Origin of the sequence: Nocardia speluncae NBRC 108251 (genome assembly GCF_001613245.1) — a bacterium.
Taxonomy (GTDB): domain Bacteria; phylum Actinomycetota; class Actinomycetes; order Mycobacteriales; family Mycobacteriaceae; genus Nocardia; species Nocardia speluncae.
Genome location: NZ_BDBZ01000002.1, coordinates 352,093 through 374,192, shown reverse-complemented (window position 1 = coordinate 374,192; position 22,100 = coordinate 352,093). Strand labels below are relative to the sequence as shown.

Sequence of the window (22,100 nt, the reverse complement as noted above, 5' to 3'; positions counted from 1 at the left end):
CGGGCGGGTGCGGCAGACTGGTCCACCGTGAGTACGCAGCTGCTGGTCGGAGGTCGGATCTACAGCGCGAGCGCACCCGATGCCACGGCGCTCGCGGTCACCGACGGTGTAGTGGTGTGGCTGGGCGCAGATCACGTGGGGCGGGCCCTGCATCCCGATGCCGAGGTCATCGACCTGGACGGCGCGCTGGTCACCCCGGCATTCGTCGAGCCGCACATGCACACCACCGCGTACGGACTGCAACGGTCGGGGCTCGACCTGTCCGAGGCGAACTCCCTCGCGCAGTGCCTGGACATGGTGGCGAAGTTCGCCGCGGATCGGCCCGACGAGGTGATCCTGGCCGACGGCTGGGACGAGACGCGCTGGCCGGAAGGCCGGCCGCCGACCGTCGCCGAGATCGACGCCGCCGTGCCGCGCGGTCGTCCGGTGTACCTGGCGCGGGTCGACAGTCATTCGGCGGTGGCTTCCTCGGCACTGCTCGATATGACCCCCGGGTCGACGGCCGCGGCCGGGTACCGGGCCGGGGAACCGGTCCGGGCGGACGCCCACCATCTGGTGCGGGCAGCCGCGCGGGCTCTGCTCAGCCGGGACCAGCGGGATGCGGCGCGGCGGACGGCGCTGGATCTCGCGGCTGCGCGCGGGGTGGTCGCGGTGCACGAATGCGCCGGCCCCGATATAGAAGGAGAAACCGATCTGCGCGAACTGCTCGCTTTCGAGCACGGCGTGCAGGTGCGGGCGTACTGGGGGCAGGCCGTACGGACCGCCGGCGAGGCGCGTGAACTGCTGCACGATCTCGGCGCGCACGGACTGGCCGGCGACCTGTTCGTCGACGGTTCCCTGGGCTCACACACGGCATGGTTGCGTGATCCCTACTCGGACGCGCCCGGAGCCGGCGTCGCCTACCTGGATGCCGCGCAGATCGCCGGTCATGTGCGCGCCTGCACCGAAGCCGGAGTGCAGGCCGGGTTCCACGCGATAGGTGATGCGGCCATGGACGCGGTCGTCGCGGGGATCGAGCAGGTTGTTGCGGAACTCGGTGGGCCCGCCGTCGCGGCCCGCGGTCACCGCGTCGAACACGCCGAACTGCTCGACAGCCCCGGGATCGAAGCGCTTGCCCGCTGGGGAATCATCGCCAGTGTGCAGCCCGCGTTCGACCGCGAATGGGGTGGAGTCGACGGTATGTACGCCGAACGCCTGGGGGTGACCCGGGCGGCGGCGCTGAACCCGTTCGCGGCCATGGCCGCGGCCGGGGTCTCGCTGGCGATCGGTTCCGATGCGCCGGTCACGGCGTTGGAGCCATGGGCAGCGATCCGGGCCGCCGTGCACCACCGGACCCCCGGCCACGGTCTCTCGCCCCGTGCCGCCTTCGCCGCGGCCACCCGGGGAGCCTGGCGGGCAGGGGGCGTCCGGGACGGTGTGTCCGGCACACTCGTGCCCGGGGCGCCCGCCTCGTATGCGGTCTGGGAGGCAGATGACCTCGTGGTCACTGCACCAGCGGATTCAGTGCAACGGTGGTCCACCGATCCGCGCTCGCGAGTGCCGGGCCTTCCGCCGTTGACCCCTGACGCCGAACTGCCGCGTTGCCTGCGCACCGTGCACCGGGGGGCCACGATCTACGCCGCGTGATCGCGCCCGTGCCGGCGGACGGACGTGTCCCCGGGGCGAAGCCGGCGCGGGGGCTGCCGGACGTATCTCGTCCTACCGGCGTCGGAAACGGTGCGGAGTCCGGGCCGTGCGTACAGACGCTGTGAGCCGGGTCATGGTGGAACGCCGCCCCTCGGAGGCCCGGCCGCGCCCGGAAAAGACATTCAAGTGTGGTGTGTGTGCCACCGGGGCCCGTTGGACAGCGCGGGGCGTGTCTCGATCGCAACGCCGGTGCACGTGTCCTGGACAGGCAGTGCTGCGTCCACGGTTCGTCTCGGCGGAAGAACGACTGTCCGGTATGGAGCGAAATGCCGGCGAGCAGTATCGGCGTGACCCGCCCGGCCCGTACGCCCGGCCCGTAGTGCCCGTGGGCCGCCGGTCGTGGGCCAGGCGCCGGGGCGCGGTGTCCCCTGCACAGCGCAGCGGTGAACAACGGTCGGGAACGACGACCGGGCATCCGAGGACTGCGCGCTCGGGCTCGAGGCGCCGGCCGGTGACGGCGAGCCCGAGCTCGTCGAGGCGGGAGAAGGTGGTCGGATCGGGGTGGGCGAACGCATCTGTGCAGAGCCGGTTCAGTCCCGTACCGGTGTGTTCGGGCACACCGGTACGGGGTGGCTGCGCCACCGTGTCGACGGAACGACAGGATATGGGTGTGGAACAGGGTGTCAGGACGGCGAACCGGTGGTCCGAGCGGCTGGGGCGATATCCCGCGGTGATGCGATCACTGGTCGCGGTGGTGTCGGGATTGCTGCTTTTCGGTAGCTTCCCGCCGCGGCCGTGGTGGTTCCTCGCGCCGGTGGGGATCGCGGTGCTGACCCTGGTGCTGCGCAGTGGGACCGGGCTGCGGTCCGGTTTCGGCTACGGCTTTCTCGCCGGCCTCGGGTTCTTTCTCCCGCTGCTGCCGTGGACAGGGATCTACGTGGGCCCGGTACCGTGGCTTGCCCTGTCGACCGCGTGTGCGGTGTATGTGGGATTGTTCGGCGTCCTGGCCCGGCTACTCGGCCGGCTCCCGGGATGGCCCGTCTGGCTCGCGCTGGCCTGGACTGCGGCGGAATGGGGCAGGTCGAGTTTCCCGTTCGGCGGATTTCCGTGGGGCCGGCTGGCGTTCGGTCAGGCGGATGGATTGTTCCTTCCGCTGGCGATGCTGGGTGGCGCCCCGCTGGTGAGTTTCGCCGTTGCGCTGAGCGGAACCTGTGCGGCAGCAGTCCTGCGGGCGGTCCGTCGCGAACTCCTCGGTGACCATGAGCCGAATGGAGCATCCGAAACGGTGGTGCGCGGGCGCCGGGCGGCCCCGATCGCCGCCGCACTGGCCTGCCTGCTGCTCCCCGCGGCCGGCCTCGGCCTGCGCGCAGCGTTGCCGGCACCCATGGAGGGGGACAGCACCCTGACGGTGGCGGCGATCCAGGGCAGCGTGCCGCGGCTGGGCCTGGATTTCAACGCCCAGCGGCGGGCAGTCCTCGACAACCATGTCCGGCGGACCGAGCAGCTCGCCGATGAGGTAGCTGCCGGTCGGTTTCCGGCCCCGGATGTGGTCGTGTGGCCCGAGAACTCCTCGGATATCGACCCGTTGCGCAATCCCGACGCGGCCGCTCTCATCACCGATGCCGCACGCCGCATCTCGGCACCGATTCTGGTGGGCGCGGTACTGGTGAACGGTGACCGCACCACAACGAATTCGGTAATGGTCTGGACCGCTGAAGGTGGGCCGGGGGAGCAGCACGACAAAAAAATAGTACAGCCATTCGGTGAATACCTGCCGATGCGCGGATTCTTCCGGCTCTTTTCCAACTATGCGGACCGGGCCGGTTACTTCGTGCCGGGTCACGGTGACGGAACGATTCGGGCTTCAGGTACGGAAATCGGGATAGCAACCTGTTATGAGGTTGCTTTCGACCGGGCTTTCCGGGATTCGATGCAGTCCGGCGCGCAATTGCTGGCCGTGCCGACGAATAATGCGACTTTCGGTGACAGTGAAATGACCTACCAGCAACTTGCGATGTCCAGGGTGCGGGCGGTGGAGCACGGGCGGTCGCTGGTCGTCGCCGCGACCTCGGGCGTCAGTGCGATCATCGCCGCCGACGGAAGCGTCCGGCAGGAAAGTGCGTTGTTCGTGCCGGAAGCACTGGTAGCGGAGGTTCCGCTGCGCACCTCGACCACTCCGGCGACAGCGCTCGGGCCGTGGCCGGAACTGGCCGTCGTGCTGGTGACCGTGGCCGGCGCAGTGGTCGCACTGGTCCGTCTCCGGGCGGTTCGACGAAGTGTGAGCGGGCCGGAAACAACCGTTCGCGCTTGATCGCCGGACCCTGTTCGCCGCCCCCGCGGCAGGTTTGCCGGAAATTCGCCGACCGTCGATGCAGTAACCGGACGTGACCGGTTTATTTTTTGGCGGCAGAGGGTAAACAGACCCGCTCGTAGTGCGTAGTATCTAGGCAGCACCCGGGCCGCCGGGTAAGAAGTGAGGCGGAATTCCGCCTGAAAGTGTACGACTGCGCCGGAATTCGGACACCGTGGTCCGAACGCTGTTCCGGTTCCAGGTAACCATTCGGTTTCGACTGCCAATCCATTCAAGGTGACGCTCCGAATAACCAGTCGTGAATCACACCCACGACCGGTATCGGCCGGCCGTGGGCTGTTCGGGGAGTGTCGAACTGTAGAACGGAGTGATTGATGAGATCGTCGGCCACCGGGGTCGATAGCAGTTGGTCGGCAGAGCTTTCGGCCGAACCATTTCCGCTCACACCGGCGCAGACCGCGATGTGGTACGCCCAGCGGATTCAGCCGGAGATTCCTCTCATCATCGCCGAATATGTGGAGTTCCACGGTGATCTGGACCCGGGCCTGCTGCTGTACGCGATCGAACGCTTCGGCGTGGAAACCGAGGTGGTACTGCAGCGCATCGTGCAGGTGGACGGTGTACCGCATCAGGTACTCGACCCCACCTCCCGACCCGGCTGGGCCCGCCTGGACATGCGTAACGAGCCGGACCCGCGTGCCGCGGCGCTGCGCTGGATGCACGACGACACCCGCACGCCGATCGATATCGACTGCGACCCGCTGGTCTTCAACGCCGTTCTGCGTACGGGGGAGCGCGATTACATCTGGTACTCCCGCGTGCACCACATCGTGCTCGACGGCTACGCCGCGATGAACGCACTGATCCGTACCTCCGAGATCTACACCGCCTACGCGGAGGGCCGCGAACCGGCGGTATCGCGGGCAACGCCGCTGGCCGAGCTGTATGCCGGCGAGATCGACTACCGCAAATCGCAGCGCCGCGCCGGCGACGGCGCGTATTGGAAAGAGGTGCTCGACGGGGCAGGCGAAGTCGTCAGCCTGTCCGCCGTGACCAACGCGCCGGCCACGGCGATCGCGGGGCGCCGGCTGGCAACAGGTGTCCTGAGCGAGGAAACGGAGGCCGCGGTCGTTGCCGCCGCCGAACAGCGCGATTCTTCCAATTCGGTGCTGTTCGCCGCGGCGATGGCCTGCTATGTGCGGGCGATGACCGGGCGGGACGATGTGGTGCTGAGCCTGCCGGTATCGGCGCGCACCACGGTATCGCTGCGCCGCTCGGCCGGGGTCGTATCGAATGTGGTGCCGCTGCGGATCCGGTTCGGACCCGCGACCACTCTCGACGATGTGGTGCGTGTCGTGGGCGGCCAGATCACAGGGGCGCTGCGTCATCAGCGCTACCGGCACGACGATATCCGCCGCGATTGCGGATACGACCGCGATACCCGCGGATTCTTCGGCCCGATGATCAACATCATGCTCTTCGCCCGGCCGCTGCAGTTCGCCGACCTCGACGTTTCGGTGCACGTGCTGGCAACGGGTCCGGTCGAGGACCTTTCGGTCAACCTCTACAACAGCGACGGTGCCGGGATCCACCTCGATTTCGAGGCAAACCCGCAGCTCTACAGTGAGGCCGAGGTCGCCGCTCATCGCCGGCGCTACCTGGACTTCCTGGATCGTTTCCTCGCCAGTGATCGTGACACCCCCGTCCGGGAGTTGACTGCCCTCACCGAGGCCGAGCACCGGCAGGTCCTGCACACCTGGAACGACACCGCCGCCGAGGTGGAACCGGCCACTCTGGCAGGTATTTTCGCCGATCGCGCGGCGCGCACCCCGGATACCGAGGCCGTGCGATTCGAGCACGCGGCGCTGACCTACCGGGAACTCGACGCACGCGCGAACAGACTGGCGCGTCTGCTGATCGCAGAAGGAGCAGGCCCGGAGCAAGTGGTGGCGCTGTGCTTGCGCCGCAGCCTCGATCTGGTGGTCGCGATGTACGCCGTGATCAAGTCAGGTGCCGCCTACCTGCCGTTGGATCCCGAACATCCGGTCCAGCGGCTGGAACAGATCGTTCACCGAGCCAGGCCGGTCGCCCTGCTGGCCGCCGCCCGCGACGGTCTCGCCCTGCCCGGCACCATCGCGGCGATCGCCGTCGACACGGTGGATCTGTCCGAGCGGGACCCGGCGCCGATCACCGACAGCGACAGGACCGTACCGCTGCGCGGCGATCACCTCGCCTATCTGCTGTACACCTCCGGGTCCACCGGAACCCCTAAGGGCGTCGGCGTCACGCACCGCGCGATCGTGAACCGGTTGCGCTGGATGCAGCACGAATACCCGCTCGATCACACCGATGCGGTGCTGCAGAAGACCCCGGCGACCTTCGACGTTTCGGTCTGGGAGTTCTTCTGGCCGTTGCAGACCGGAGCCCGCTTGGTGGTGGCCCGGCCCGACGGCCACCGCGATCCGGCGTATATGGCGCGGCTCATCCGCGAAGAACACATCACCACGGCACATTTCGTGCCCTCCATGCTCTCGGTCTTCGTCACCGATACCGCGGTGGGCGACTGTGTCACATTGCGGCGCGTCTTCTGCAGTGGGGAGGCGTTGCCGGCCGCGACGGTTCGTGATTTCCGGGCGGCGCTGCCCGTGCCGCAGTTGCACAACCTGTACGGCCCCACCGAGGCCGCGGTCGATGTGACCTACTGGGAGTGCTCGCCGGATCCGGTCACCGTGCCGATCGGTTCACCGGTGTGGAACACCCGGACCTATGTGCTCGACAATGCGCTGCGCCCGGTAGCTCCCGGCGCGGTGGGTGAACTGTATCTGTCCGGGGTACAGCTGGCTCGCGGATATCTCGGGCAGGCCCCGTTGACCGCCGAACGATTCGTCGCCGACCCGTTCCACGCCGGTGAGCGGATGTACCGGACAGGTGATCTGGCCCGTTGGCAGCTCGGGGACACGCGCCGCGGCGTGCTGGAATATCTGGGCCGCACCGATTTCCAGGTGAAGATTCGCGGTTTGCGGATCGAGCTCGGCGAAATCGAAGCGGCGCTGCTCGGCGACGAGCGGATCGCGCGCGCGGTCTGTATCGCCCAGGCGACGCCGGCCGGCGATCAGCTGGCCGCCTACGTGGTGGTTCGTGGTGACGAACCGCTCGAAACCGCAGAGCTGCGGACTCGGCTGGCGCGCACGCTACCGGGATATATGGTGCCCGCGACGGTGACCTCGCTACCCGAACTACCGCTCAACAGCAACGGCAAGATCGATCGGTCCGCACTGCCGGCGCCCGGGCCCACCGGCGACCGGGTGCGGACCGCGCCGCGCACCGAGGTCGAAGAGGTACTGGCCGCGATATTCGCCGAACTGCTCGGCCTACCCGAGGTCGGTATCGACGACGGCTTCTTCGAACTGGGCGGAAACTCGCTGGTGGCCGCTCGGGCGGTGGCGCGGATCAATACCGCGCTGGGTACCGCCCTGACGATTCGCGACTTGTTCGAAGCCGGCAGTATCGCCGCGCTCACCGAACGGTTCACGGTGCACGAACCGGATCTCGCCTCCCCGCGCCTAGTTCCGGTGCCACGGCCCGAACGGATTCCGCTGTCCCCGGCGCAGCGGCGGCTGTGGATCCTCAACCGGTTCGCCGAACACGCCGCCGCCTACAACATGCCGCTGGCCGTGCAGCTGGACGGCAACCTCGATATCGATGTGCTGCGCGCCGGTCTGCGTGATGTGCTCGAGCGGCACGAAAGCCTGCGCACCAGCTTCCCCGATCTGGGCGAGGGTCCGCAGCAGCTGGTACATCCGCTGTCGGAAGTACCGCTGACGCTCGAGCCGGTGGAGGTGGCCGGCGACGGAGTCCGCGAACTGGCCGCCGAGTTCGTGACGCGGCCGTTCGACCTGCGTGCGGAGCTTCCGTTCCGGGTCGGGCTGTACGCCGTCGATACCGATTGCCATGTGCTGGTGCTGGTGCTGCACCATATCTGCGGCGACGGCTGGTCGGTGGCGCCGCTGGTCCGCGACCTCACTGTCGCGGTTGCCGCGCGGGCCGCGGGCCTGGCACCCGCTTGGACCCCGCTGCCCGTGCAGTACGCCGATTTCGCGCTGTGGCAGCGCGAGTTGCTCGGTGAGGAATCCGATCCCGCCAGCGCGCTGAGCCGGCAGGTCACCCATTGGCGCGCCGAACTCGCCGGCCTGCCGGATCAGCTCGACCTCCCGCTCGACCGGCCGCGTCCCGCGCACCGGTCCACCGAGGGCGGGCGGGTCGCCTTCACCATTCCGGCGGGCACCCGCCGGGCAGCAGCGGAACTGGCGGCTGCCCGCGGTGCGAGCATGTTCATGGTGGTGCATGCGGCTCTGGCGACATTGCTGTCCCGGATCTGCGGCAGCACCGATATCGTCATCGGCACCCCGATCGCGGGACGCAGCGATCCCGCGCTGGACGAGCTGGTCGGGATGTTCGTCAACACCCTGGTCCTGCGTACCGAGGTCGATCCCGCCGGCGATTTCGACCGGATGCTCGATATCGTGCGGGAAACCGATCTCAATGCCTTCGCCAACGCCGATGTGCCGTTCGAGCGGCTCGTGGAGGTGGTGAATCCGGAGCGCTCCGGCGCCCGCCACCCGCTGTTCCAGGTGATGCTGTCCTACGACAACGCCGGTGAAATCGACCTGGATCTGCCCGGGGTGCGGACCGAGATCATGGCGCTGGATGCAGGTATCGCAAAATTCGATCTCCAGCTCGAGATGCACGACGACAACTCCGGTGGTGAGTTGCACGCCGAAATCGGCTACGCCACCGATGTGTTCGATGAGCGGACCGTGCAGTCGATCGCTCGGCGGTTCGTCGCGGTACTCGACGCCGCGGTGGCCGCGCCGCGGCGGCCGGTCGGCGATATCGAAGTGCTGGACCGGCGCGAGTACGGCAATCTCGTACCGCTGGCGGGCGGTCCGGCGGAACCGCCCGTTTCGCTGGCCGAACTTCTCGGCCGGTCCGCGGTCCGCGATCCGGACGGTGTTGCGGTGCGTTTCCGCGGCCGCGATACGACCTACCGGGAACTGGATGAGCGAGCGAACCGCCTGGCCCGGTTGCTGATCGCACAGGGGGCCGGCCCGGAAACCGTGGTCGCGCTCGCCTTGCCCCGTGGCTTGGATGCGATCACCGCGGTCTGGGCTGTCGCCAAGACCGGTGCGGCGTATGTGCCGGTCGATCCCGGCTACCCGCGCGACCGCATAGCGCATATGCTCACCGATTCCGGTGCGCTGCTGGGTGTGACCGGCCCCGATCAGCTCGACGTGTTGCGCGAGCATTCCGGCGCTGTCCGGCAGTGGTTGGTTCTCGGCGACAGGAAGCTGGAAACAGCGTGCGCGGCAGTCTCTTCCGCGCCGGTGACCGATGCCGACCGGATCCGCCCGGTGCGCACCATCCACCCGGCCTATCTGATCTACACCTCCGGATCGACCGGTACCCCGAAGGCCGTGGTCGTCACCCATGGCGGACTGGCTTCGTTTGCGGCGGAACAGTGCTACCTGTTCGGGGTCACCCCGGCCGCGCGCACGCTGCATTTCTCCTCGCCCAGTTTCGACGCGTCGGTACTGGAACTGCTGCTCGGCTTCGCCTGCGGGGCGACGGTCGTGATCGCCCCCCCGGAGATATACGGCGGTAGCGAACTCGCCACCTTCCTACAGGTCGAACGGGTCACCCACGCGTTCGTCACGCCCGCCGCGCTGGCCACCGTCGACCCGGCCGGTCTGGACCGGCTGCAAACGGTCATGGTGGGCGGTGAGGCCCCCGGACCCGAGCTGGTGGCCACCTGGGCTCGCCGATACCGCATGCACAACATGTACGGTCCGTCCGAGGCCACCGTCGCCGCCACCATGTCCGGACCCATGCGGCCCGGCCGGCCGGTACCGCTCGGCCATCCGGTGCGGGGGATGCGGCTTTTCGTTCTCGACTCCCGGCTGCGGCCGGTGCCGCCGGGCACGCCCGGCGAGCTGTACCTGTCCGGCCCCGGCGTGGCCCGCGGATATCACGGGCGGCACGCGCTCACTGCCGCCCGGTTCCCGGCCAATCCCTACGGCCGCCGCGGCGAACGGATGTACCGCACCGGTGACCTGGTCGTGGCCGACCGGTCCGGCCGGCTGCGATTCCTGGGACGCGCGGACGATCAGGTGAAACTGCGTGGGTTCCGGATCGAACTGTCCGAGATCGATCACGTCCTGCGCGACCATCCCGGGGTCCGCCGCGCGCTGACCGTCGTACATACGGATCCGCAGGGCCGGCAACGTCTCGCTACCTATATCGTCGCCGATGCGGGCGTCGATCCGGCCGGGGTGCGGGGCAGTGTCCGCGGCCGGCTGCCCGGCTATATGGTTCCCGACGCCGTCACCGTGCTGCCGCAATTCCCCACCGCTCCCTCCGGCAAGCTCGACCGGAAGGCGCTGCCGGAACCGGACTTCGTCAGCGCGACCGCGACCTCCCGGCCGCCGGCCACCGATATCGAACGCCGGGTCGCCGAGGTGTTCGCCGAGGTGCTGGGCCGGGAAGTCACCGGCGTGGACGACGGTTTCTTCGATCTCGGCGGGAACTCGCTGCTGGCTACCCGGCTGGTGGGCGGTCTGTACGACCGTTTCGGGGTAGACCTTCCGGTGCGGACCGTGTTCGAGGCACCGACCGTGGCCGGGCTGGCCGAATACGTCACCCGCACTCCGGTGACGGTTCGGGTGCCGCTGACCGCCCGGGATCCGCGGCCCGACCGGATCCCGTTGTCGCTGCCGCAGCAGCGGATGTGGTTCCTCAACCGCTTTGCCCCCGAATCCAGTGCCTACAACATCGCCTTCGTCCTCGATATCGAGGGCGCCCTCGATATGGCGGCGTTGCGTTCGGCGCTGGGCGATATCGTCGAACGGCACGAGGTCCTGCGCACCACCTATCCCGACGACGGAAACGGTGCACAGCAACGGATCCTTCCTGCCACGTGGGCGCTTCCCGTCGTGGAAGTCCGTGACACCGATCGGGCCGGTGCCGCCGCGGCCCTGCACGAGGCGGCGACCACCGGTTTCGACCTCACCACCGGCACCCCGCTGCGTGCGACCCTGCTGCGGACCGGTGCGGACCGTTACCGGCTCGGTGTGGTGGTGCACCATATCGCCGCGGATGGTTGGTCGCTGGCACCGCTCACCCGCGACCTCGCCGTTGCGTACCGGGCCCGGTGCGCCGGCTCCGTGCCCGACTGGAGCCCGCTCGACGTGCAGTACGCCGACTTCGGGCTCTGGCAGCGCGAGCATCTCGGCGCCGCCACCGACCCGGACAGCCTCGCCGCCCGGCAACTCGGCTATTGGCGCGATCGGCTCGCCGGGCTGCCCGAGGAACTGCCCCTGCCCTATACCCGGCCCCGTCCGGCGGAACCGCAGCAGACTGCGGGGACAGTGCGATACACGATCCCGGCGCCGATACGCCAGGCACTTGCGGAACTGGCGCGCGCCCAGGGCGTGAGCCCGTTCATGCTCCTACGCTCGGCGCTCGCCGTACTGCTCCGGTCGGTGACCGGCGGCCGCGATATCGCCATCGGCACTCCGGTCGCCGGGCGTACCGATCGGCGGCTCGACGAGCTGGTCGGCATGTTCGTGAACACTCTGGTGTTGCGTTCCGACGTCGACCCGGCCCGTTCCTTCACCGATCTGCTGCGGGCCGACCGCGATACCGAACTTGCCGCCCTCGCCCACGCCGATATTCCGTTCGAACAGGTGGTTTCGGCCCTGGGCAACGATCCCCGCGCCACCGGGCGTCACCCGCTGTTCCAGGTTGCGCTGACCGTGCAGGACACCCCGGTGCCGACGCTGGAGCTGCCCGGACTCGCGGTGGATGCGGCCGCGCTCGATATCGCCCGCGCGAAGTTCGATCTCGAACTCCGGGCAGGTGCCCTCGACGCCGGTGAGCTCGAATTCGTCTACGCCGACGAACTGTTCGACGCGGCCACGGTGCAGACCCTGGCCGATCGGTTTCTGCGCGTCCTGGCCACTGTCGCCGAACGACCCGATATCGCGGTGGGCGATATCGATACGCGCACCGATTCCGAACGCGCCACCTACAGCCCCGCCCGCGGCCCGGTTCCCGGAATCCCGCGCACCCTGGCGAGCCTGTTCGCCGCGACCGTCCTCGCGCACAGCGCGCGCCCGGCGCTCCACACCGAGGACACCGTACTCACCTACGCCGAACTGGACCGCCGGGCCAACCGGTTGGCCCGGGCGCTGATCCGTCGTGGCCTGGGTGCGGGGGACCGGGTCGCGCTCGGGCTCACCCGGTCCGCCGATTCGGTGACGGCCATGCTGGCCATCGCCAAATCTGGGGCCGCATTCGTTCCGGTGGATCCGAACTATCCCGTCGAGCGGGTTGCGCATATGCTCGCCGATTCCGGTTGCACCGTCGGTATCAGCCGCGCGGGGCATGCGGAGACGCTGCGCGCCGCGGGCGGTGACCATATCGATTGGCTGCTGCTCGACACTCCCGCCGGGCGGCGGGAAACCGGCGTTCCGGCCGACCCGGTCACCGATGCCGACCGGGTCCGCCCGGTGCGGGTCACCGATCCGGCGTACCTGATCTACACTTCCGGGTCCACGGGTAAACCCAAGGGCGTCACCGCAACCCACGGCTCGCTCGCCGATCTCGCCGACGAGTTCCGCGACCGGCTGGCCATCAACCCCGGCGCGCGGACACTGCATTTCTCCTCGCCGAGTTTCGATGCCGCGGTCCTGGACCTGCTGCTCGCCATCGGCCCCGGCGCCGCCATGGTGATCGTCCCGCCCGAGGTGTACGGCGGCGACGAGTTGGCCGAACTCATGACCCGCGCCGAGGTGACGCATACCTTCATCACCCCGGCTGCCCTCGCCACCATCGACCCGGACCGGTGGCCGCTGCCGCGGCTGCGCGGCCTGATGGTGGGCGGCGAACATGTCGGCCCCGAACTGGTGGCCCGCTGGGCGCCGGGGCGGCGGATGTTCAACGCCTACGGGCCCACCGAAACCACCGTCGTGGTCTCGGTGACCCCGGTGGTGCCGGGCCGCCCCGCCGGTCTGGCGTCGCTGATCCGCGGAGTGCGCGCGGTAATCCTCGACGAACGCCTGCGCCCCGTACCCACCGGTGTCCCCGGGGAGCTGTATCTCGGAGGACCCGGGCTGGCCCGGGGCTATCACGAACGGTTCGGCCTCACCGCGGCACGTTTCGTCGCCGACCCGTACGGCCCCACCGGAGCCCGGATGTACCGCACCGGTGATGTGGTCCGCTGGACTCCTGAGGGCGACCTGCGTTATCTGGGACGCAGTGACAACCAGGTGAAGATGCGTGGGTTCCGTATCGAACTCGGCGAGATCACCGGCGCGCTCACCGCTCACCCGGCGGTGCATTTCGCCCATACCGAAGTTCGCCGGGTGGCCGGGGTGGATCGGCTGGTGGCCTATGTGCATCCGGCCGATCCCGGCCGCCGGCCCGAACCCGAGGAGCTGCGCGAATATCTGGCGCACCGGCTACCTCGGCATATGGTGCCCACCGCGTTCACACTGCTGGACGAGATCCCGCTGACCCCCGTCGGCAAACTGGATATCGCCGCGCTGCCCGAACCGCAGGCGCTGCCCACCGTATCCGCCGGGCGGGCCCCGCAGACCGCTACCGAACGCCTGGTCGCCGCGGTTATGGGCGATCTGGTGGACGCCCCGGTCACCGATACCGGGGATAATTTCTTCGAGATCGGCGGCAACTCACTACTGGCGACTCAGCTGGTCGGGCGCCTGGAAGCGGCCACCGGGGTGCGGCTGGCGGTCCGTTCGGTTTTCACCGCGTCCACTGTCGCCGAACTGGCCGCCCGGCTGGACGGCGAGAACGCCGGTGAGAACGGGCCCGCACTGGAACGCCGCGCGCGTCCCGCCCGGATTCCGTTGTCCCCGGCCCAGCAGCGGCTGTGGTTCCTCAATCGGTTCGGTGGTTCCGATCCGGCGGCAACTCCCGGTGCCTACAACGTTCCGGTGGTGCTGCGTTTGCGCGGCCCGCTCGACCGGATGGCGCTGGCGACAGCCCTGCACTCGGTGCAGCAGCAGCACGAAACCCTGCGGACGGTGTTCCCGGAGATCGATGGCGAACCCACCCAGGTGGTCCGCGATCTCCCCGGCGCCGCTGTCGCCCTGCAGACTCCGGCGACCGAGGCCGACCCGCGTGCCGATATCGAGCGGTTCATCGCCCCCGGATTCGACCTGTCCACGCAGATCCCCTTGCGGGCAGGATTGTTCGTCGTCGCCCCGGACGATCACATCCTGGTACTCGTGGTACATCACATCGCCATGGACGGATGGTCGCTGCAACCGCTCGCCGCCGATGTGGCCGAGGCGTACCGGACAGTGCGGCTCGGTGCCGAGCCACGCCCGGATACCGAGCAACTGCAGTACATCGACTACACGCTGTGGCAGCGTGAACTGCTCGGCGACGAAAACGATCCGAACTCGGTGATCAGCAGCCAGCTCGAGTACTGGCGCGACGCGCTCGACGGACTGCCCGAACTCCTCGCCGTACCCGCCGACCGGTCCCGTCCGCCGGTTCCGGCCTACCGCGGCGGCACCGTGGAGGAACGGCTCGACGCCGGCGCGCACCGGGACCTGCGCGATCTCGCGGCCCGCCACAACGTGAGCGTATTCATGGTGCTGCACGCCGCACTGGCGGTACTGCTGCACCGCCTCACCGGATCCGGCGATATCGTCGTCGGTTCCCCGGTCGCGGGCCGCGGCCATCCCGAGCTCGACCGGATGATCGGTATGTTCGTCAACACTCTGGTGCTGCGGACACCGGTCGATTCGGGCCGGCAGTTCACCGAACTGCTCGATACGGTGCGGGAAGCCGATCTCGACGCCTTCGCGCACGCCGAGTTGCCGTTCGAACGGCTCGTCGAGGTACTGAACCCGGTGCGGTCGCAATCGCATCACCCGCTGTTCCAGGTGATGCTGTCGGTCCGCGACGAACCGGTGCGGGCACTGGAACTGCCGGGGCTGAGTATCGAGGCGATGGATATCGATGCCGGTATCGCGAAATTCGATCTCCAGTTCACGCTCACCGAATGCCGGGGCGAGGATCGGTCGCCGGACGGAATAGCTGTTGCGGTGAACTACAGCGCGGACCTGTTCGACGAACAGACCGCGGCCCGGCTCGGCCGCCGGTTGGTCCGGCTGCTCGCCGCGATCGCGGCTGATCCGGCCGTGCTCGTCGGCGATCTGGAGTTGCTGGAACCGACGGAATGGTCGGCGCTGGCACCGCTGCGCCGGGCCGATCCGGATCAGCCGGCCACCCTGCCCGCGGTCTTCGCGGCGGCGGCGTCGGTCGACCGGCGAGCGGTCGCGCTGGCTGCCGCGGGTGTCGAGGTCACCTATGACGCGCTCGACCGCTGGAGCAATCGGCTCGCGCGGGTACTCGTCGGTTACGGTGTCGGCCCGGAAACGCTCGTGGCGCTGGGTATTCCGCGCACGGTGGAATCGGTGGCGACGGTTCTGGCGGTGACCAAGACCGGCGCGGCCTTCGTCCCGGTCGACCCCGGCTATCCGGCGGCCCGAATCAGCCATATGCTCACCGATTCCGGTGCCGCACTGGGGCTCACGCTCGCCGAGTACCGGCCGCACTTGGTGGGTGAGGTCCAGTGGCTGGCCCTCGACGATCCCGAATTCCGGGAAGAGGTGCTGGACGCGTCCAGCACACCGGTCACCGATGCGGAACGGAACGGGCCGCTGCGGATGGACAACCCGGCCTACGTCATCTACACCTCCGGATCCACCGGTACGCCGAAGGGCGTGGTCGTCACCCATCGCGGTCTGTCGAACTTCGCGGCGGAAACCGCCCAGCGGTTCGACGTCCGGCCCGACAGCCGTATCCTGCATTTCGCGACGCCGAGTTTCGATGCCGCCATGCTGGACCTGCTGTTCGCGCTCGGCGGTGCCGCCACTCTGGTGTTGACCCCACCCGGTGTCGTCGGTGGAACGGAACTGGCGCGGGTCCTGATCGCCGAACGCATCACCCACGCGTTCATCACCACGGCCGCCCTGGCCACGGTGGATCCGACCGGTATCACCGATTTCCAGCACGTGCTGGTGGGCGGTGAGGCGCTGCCCGCCGAGGTCGTGGCCCGCTGGGCGCCGGGTCGTAACCTGCACAATGTCTACGGTCCCACCGAGACCACCATCGTTACGGTGGTCTCGCAGCCGCTGGTGCCGGCAGGTCCGATCCCGATCGGGGAACCGATCCGCGGGGTGGCTGCGATGGTTCTGGATTCCCGGCTGCGGCCGGCCCCGCTCGGCGTTACCGGGGAGTTGTATCTCGCGGGCGGCGCGCTGGCCCGCGGCTACCATGACCGCCTCGGTCTCACCGCGCAGCGGTTCGTCGCCAACCCATTCGGGAAGCCGGGCGAACGAATGTACCGCACCGGCGATCTGGTCCGGATCCGCGCCGGTGGTGACGGCGGCCCCGGCGATATCGAGTACGTCGGGCGGTCCGACCACCAGGTGAAGATCCGTGGTTTCCGGATCGAGCTCGGCGAAATCGACGCCGCCCTGAGCCGGCATCCGGCGGTGGAGTTCTCGTACACCACCGGCCATCGCACTCCGGCGGGTGCCACCGCACTGGTGTCGTACGTGAAGGCCGCGCCGGGCGCCACCGCGGCCGAACTGACCGCACACGTATCCGAATCCGTGCCCAACTACATGGTTCCGCAGTCGATCATGCTGATCGACCGGCTGCCGCTGACGCCGGTGGGCAAACTCGATCGGGCGGCCCTGCCCGAACCGGTGTTCTCTGCAGCCGAGGGATACCGGGCACCGACGAACCCCCTCGAAACCGCCCTGTGCGAAATCTTCGCCGATGTGCTCGAAGTCGAACGGGTCGGCACCGCGGACGGATTCTTCGAATTGGGTGGTAACTCCCTGCTCGCCACGAAGGTGGTTGCCCAGGCGCGCGAGGCCGGACTGGACCTGCCGATGCAATTGCTGTTCGGTGAATCCACCCCGGCTGCCCTGGCGGCCCGGATCGGTGACGGCACCGCGAGCGATGCGATGGATCTCGCGCTCGCACCACTGCTGTCGTTGCGACCCGATTCCGGATCGGGCCGTGCCCCGCTGTTCTGCGTCCACCCCGCCATCGGGTTGTCCTGGTGTTACGCCGGTCTACTCGCCGAACTGCCCACCGATCAGCCGGTATACGGGCTGCAGGCGCCGCAGGCGGCGGGCGAGCCGGGGTTCGGGTCGATCGCCGAGGTCGCCGAGCACTATCTGGCCCATATCCGATCGGTGCAGCCGCACGGGCCGTACCAGTTGCTCGGCTGGTCACTGGGTGGCCTCATCGCGCACGAGATCGCGGTGCGGTTGCAAGAGGACGGCGAGGAAGTCGAATCGCTCACCATGCTGGACAGCTACCGGCTCTCCGACGATCTGGCCGGACACGCGATGCCGACGATCAGCGAGATCCTCGGCGAATTCGGCGGTGACCTCGCCGTCGACGGTGCGGAACCGACGCTGGCCGAGGCCGCCGAGATGCTGCGCTCACGGCCGGGACCGTTCGCGGCGCTCACCCTCGAGCATCTGGAACGGCTCTACGCCGGCTACGCCGACGGCACGGTGCAGGCCAATGGGTTCCGGCCCGGTGTTTTCGATGGCGACCTGCTCTTCTTCGCCGCCGCCACCGACCCGGTGAACCGAGCGGCAGCCGACCGCCGGCCCGGCGCGTGGCAAGAATTCGTCACCGGCTCGGTGACAGCCCATGAAATCGAATGCACACACGCGGAGATGACCACGGCGCAAGCGCTCGCGGTGATCGGACCCGTACTGCGCGAACACCTCCGCGCGCGCTTGCGCAGCTGACGGTGCGTGCGGAGAACGCGCCCCCGCCCGGTATCGAAACGAAGGAGAACGCTCAGTGAAGCCCGCGGTACAGATCACCGGCCTGGTGAAGAACTACGGCCGGGTCCGCGTTTTGGACGATGTCGATCTCGAAATACCCGCCGGCACCGTGATGGGTCTGCTCGGACCCAACGGTGCCGGTAAAACCACCACCGTTCGCATCGTGACCACGCTGCTGCGGCCCAATGCCGGAACGGTGCAGGTTGCGGGGGTCGACGTGCTGCACGATCCGGCCGCCGCCCGCCGCCTGATCGGAGTGTCCGGCCAGTACGCGGCAGTCGACGCCAATCTCACCGGTTACGAGAATCTGCGCATGGTCGCGCGGCTCTACGGGATGAGCCGCGACAGCGCCGCCGGACGGGCCCGGGAATTGCTGAGTCAGTTCGGGCTCGAGGATGCGGCCGATCGCCGCGCCGGAACCTATTCCGGCGGTATGACCCGCCGTCTCGATCTGGCCGGCGCATTGATCGCCCGTCCGCCGGTGGTGGTTCTGGACGAACCGACCACCGGCCTGGACCCGCGGGCCCGCACCGATATGTGGGGGGTGATCGGCGATCTCGTGCGCGACGGTACGACGGTCCTGCTGACCACCCAGTATCTGGAGGAAGCCGACCGGCTGGCCGATGAGATCACGGTGATCGACAAGGGGCGTGTCATCGCCCGCGGTTCGGCCGACGAACTCAAATCCTCGATCGGCGGGGACCGCCTCACCGTCACCCTGGCATCCGGGCAGGATCCGGCGCCCGCGCTGCGGGTGCTCGCTGATGTCGGCCTCGGCGACCCCGCGCACGAGGCGAGTGTCGACGAGGTGTCGGTGGTGGTCGCCGACGGGTCCCGCACCATGGTCGAAGCGCTGCGCCGCCTCGACGACGCAGATGTGCTGGCTGTCGATGCCCGCGTGCACCGGCCCAGCCTCGACGACGTTTTCCTGTCCCTCACCGGCGCCCCGGCGACCCCGGACTCCGAGCCGGAAACCAGCGATGTACCCGAGGAGATCATGTCGTGAGCACCGCAGAAGTGGCGGTCGAGAAAGCCGAAACCGCCGACCGGACCGAGGAGGACACCGCGGATACCGAGCATGCACCGGCCTCGCACCGGATCCCGAAATCGGCCGAGCCCCGGCTGCGGATCATTCGCGACAGCGCGATTGTCGCGCACCGCAACCTGCTCACCATCATGCGGGTGCCCACGCTGTTGGTCACCGCCACCGTGCAGCCGCTGATGTTCGTCTTCCTGTTCGCCTACGTATTCGGTGCCTCCCTCGGCGGCGGCGAATACCGGGAATTCCTGATCGCCGGGATCATGGCGCAGACGGTCGCGTTCAGTGCCGCGTTCACCACTGTCGGCCTGGCCGGTGACCTCGAGAAGGGCATCATCGACCGGATGCGTGCGCTGCCCATGTCGCGGCTGGCGGTGCTGATGGGCCGGACGCTGTCGGATCTCGTGGTCAGCATGCTGAGTCTGCTGGTGATGACCATCTGCGGATACATCGTCGGCTGGAGCATCGAGGGCAGCGTGGCCGAGGCCGCACTGGCCTACGGAGTGATCCTGCTGTTCGCGTTCGCCATGTCGTGGGTGGGCGCCCTCACGGGCCTGCTTGCCCCGAACGTGGAGGTTGCGCAGAGCGCCGGCCTGATCTGGCTGTTCCCGCTGTCGTTCATCTCTTCGGCCTTCATCTCCGCGCAGACCCTGCCCGGGCCGCTGCGCGTCATCGCCGAATGGAACCCGATCACCGCGGTCGCGGCAACCGGCCGGAAGTTGTTCGAGAACAGTGCGCCGCCGACCTTCGAAGCGCCCACCGGTTGGCCGGCCGAACACTGTGTCGAATACGCCGTGATCTGCTCGGTGGTGATCCTGCTCATCGCTATGCCGCTGGCGCTGCTGCGCTACCGCCGGGTGGCCAGCCGCTGAAGCCCGTTCGGCGGCGCCGGGTGTCCGGCGCCGCCGAAAACGACAAAGGCCGTACCCACCGGATGATCCGGTGGGTACGGCCTTATCAGCCGGTGTTCGGGGCATGAGCCCCGAACCGAGACTCCCGAAAGCTGTGACTCAGCCCCGGCGGCGGGTCTTGAGCAGCTCCAGACGCTCCTTGAGCAGCTCCTCGAGCTCTTCCTTACTGCGCCGCTCCAGCAGCATGTCCCAATGCGTGCGCGGCGGCTTCACCTTCTTGGCCTCCTGCGAGGTGCCTTCGAGCAGCACACCTTCCTGGCCGTTCTTGCACAGCCAGGTCGGTGGGATCTCGGCGTCGTCGGCGAACGGGACATCGAATTCTTCACCATTGTCGGTCCGGTACCGGGCGATCCGGCGGGGAGCCAGATCATGGTCGCGGTCGGTTTCGTAGCTCACCGCTCCGAGCCGGCTGCCCCGGAGTACGCGATCTGCCATCTGTACAGGTCCTCTCTGTGTTGTCGGCGCGTTACCGCGCGCAGGTCCGCGGGTTCCCGGATGCTCGGTTCCGGATCACCGGACCGGAAACACCTGTCGGCGTATCCGCTGCGGTGCACCGGAACCCACCCGGGGCGAACCGGTGGGTTGACCCCTGTGGTTGTGCTGTCGCGAACCTCGTGGGTTCGCGTGTCGACGGCCGTTGCCTTCCGCCGACCGTTCGGGTCACGTCTGCGAGCCGATCCCTGCACACGAACCCGCGGTTCGTGCCGGTTACGGCCTTGCACCCTGTTTCTTGTCAACGTTCGCGAGGGTCGATCCGTTCCCAGTTCGGGAGAGCCTTGTAATTGTACGGCGTCGGCCCGGGAACTCTGCGCGGTGTGCGGTGTGTGCTGCTGTGAGAACGCCTATTAGGGTGTCGGGTCATGTCGCGCCGGTTGCAGTCCTGTCTGTGGTGTGGTCGGGAAATTGTTGATACGGAAGCGGGGCGGCGGCGCCGGTATTGCCGCCAGTCCTGTCGTCAACGCGCGTATGAGCACCGCAATAATGTGAAGGGCACTGGTATCCCCATCGATTCGGTGGTGCTCAGTGCCACCGAGGCCACCTCTCTCGCGGACCGCTGGTTCGCGGCACGCTGTGCGGCCGAGGATGTGGCGACGGCCATCGACGAAGGAGCTGGTAACGACGAGCTCGCACGTCTCAGTGCGGTGCTGGTGGAACTCGCCCGGGACGCCGAACGGTTGCGCTGACTCCGCGCGCGGTAACCACGGGTGGAGTCCGCAGTACCGGATTCCGCTCGGCCGGACCGTCCGGCGGCGGTTCGACCGGTGCGGCCTGCAGGATCGCCACGGTGAGAACTGTGACCAGCAGAACCAGCCCCAGCACAACGAGCAGTGTGACGGAATCCGGATGGATCAGGGACTGACCACGCATCGCCTGCCAGAACGTGATCGCCTGCAGGCCGCCTCCACCGAGTATCGCCACCCCGACCAGCCGGGCGCGGGTGCGGGCCGGGCGTAGCCGGGAGTATCGCGGGGCACACCACGCCAGCAGCACGGCAATGCCCAGTAGGACCTGGATTCCGTGCAATCCGACGAAATGCGGGATCCGCAGATCACCGCCGAGGCTGCTCCAGTGGGTGATCGGCATCCCGCCGACAGCGTCCGGCGCGCCCACGGCCGCGCGGGTTTCCGGGTCGACCACGGTGTGTCCGGCGGCCAACTCCACCAGCCGTCCATCAGCGGTCCGGGTCAGCTGGGTGCCGGTGAATCCCATCAGGTAGCCGAGCGCCATCGACACCACGGCCATGGCCAGCCCGCCGCGAACAGCCCGGACGGTCGGCCGATCCGCGCCGGGCCGTATCGAAACGATGACGGCGATCAGCAGATTCGCAACGAAGAGACCCGGCACGCCCGAGGCGAAGACCATCTGCCCGATCTCGTTCACCGCATCGGTTTCGGTGTTGAAATGGCTGAATGTTCCACGCGCGGCCTGGAGTACCACGAACCCCACGTCCACAATCCCGGTCACCGCGAAGGCGAAGCCCAGCCACCAGGTGAAACGTTGTCCTTTATGAGGCAGCGAGAGCAGCCACGCCAGCGTGACCGAGTACAGCACGAAGGCCAGTCCGAATTTCATCGGTTTCAGCCAGACCGATTCCCCCAGTAGCTCCCGGTCGTCGACAACCATGGCGACCAGGCAGAAAAACACCAGACCGGCCATTACCGCGGTACAGAGCAGTAATGGCCGGTGCAGGCATCCGATCACCCGACGAAGATCGGAGATTGTGGGGCGGCCGGAGTCTCCCGGCCCGCCGGGGGGCGATATCGCGGACATGGACCGACGGTAGGAACGGCACTGCACTC

8 protein-coding genes are annotated in these 22,100 nt (G+C 68.4%); 6 read left to right on the top strand and 2 right to left on the bottom strand.

The features are described from left to right. The first annotated feature begins 27 nt into the window (after positions 1–27). From NS6_RS04455 to NS6_RS04435, 5 genes are all read left to right on the top strand, one after another. Positions 28–1,626, top strand: a complete 1,599-nt coding sequence (locus NS6_RS04455) for an amidohydrolase (protein WP_068037937.1) — start codon at positions 28–30, stop codon at positions 1,624–1,626. Positions 1,627–2,359: 733 nt separating this feature from the next. Next, positions 2,360–3,937, top strand: coding sequence for an apolipoprotein N-acyltransferase (gene lnt, locus NS6_RS04450; RefSeq protein ID WP_245669124.1), 1,578 nt, complete (start codon positions 2,360–2,362; stop codon positions 3,935–3,937). A 374-nt stretch (positions 3,938–4,311) separates the two neighbouring features. Further along, positions 4,312–17,811, top strand: coding sequence for a non-ribosomal peptide synthetase (locus NS6_RS04445; protein WP_084470608.1), 13,500 nt, complete (start codon positions 4,312–4,314; stop codon positions 17,809–17,811). A gap of 55 nt (positions 17,812–17,866) precedes the next feature. Then, the gene (locus NS6_RS04440) at positions 17,867–18,856 is read left to right on the top strand and encodes an ATP-binding cassette domain-containing protein (RefSeq protein ID WP_068036683.1); all 990 of its coding nucleotides are present in this window, start codon (positions 17,867–17,869) and stop codon (positions 18,854–18,856) included. Between the two features lie 122 nt (positions 18,857–18,978). Continuing rightward, positions 18,979–19,761 carry an ABC transporter permease gene (locus tag NS6_RS04435; RefSeq protein ID WP_084470721.1) on the top strand — a complete coding sequence of 261 codons (783 nt, stop codon included), beginning with the start codon at positions 18,979–18,981 and terminating at the stop codon, positions 19,759–19,761. Between the two features lie 138 nt (positions 19,762–19,899). Here the strand turns inward: NS6_RS04435 and NS6_RS04430 are convergent, their stop codons facing one another. Next, entirely contained in the window at positions 19,900–20,235 is a 336-nt protein-coding gene (locus NS6_RS04430) for an RNA polymerase-binding protein RbpA (protein WP_068036680.1), read from the bottom strand. Positions 20,236–20,660: 425 nt separating this feature from the next. Here NS6_RS04430 and NS6_RS04425 point away from each other — a divergent pair, with 425 nt between their 5' ends. After that, positions 20,661–20,984 (top strand): hypothetical protein, encoded by a 324-nt coding sequence (locus NS6_RS04425; protein WP_084470607.1) that lies wholly within the window; start codon positions 20,661–20,663, stop codon positions 20,982–20,984. Here NS6_RS04425 and NS6_RS04420 read toward each other — a convergent pair. Further along, positions 20,935–22,071: a hypothetical protein gene (locus NS6_RS04420; RefSeq protein WP_174552559.1), complete on the bottom strand. Its 1,137-nt coding sequence runs from the start codon at positions 22,069–22,071 to the stop codon at positions 20,935–20,937. The genes NS6_RS04425 and NS6_RS04420 overlap by 50 nt on opposite strands. Positions 22,072–22,100 lie beyond the last annotated feature (29 nt).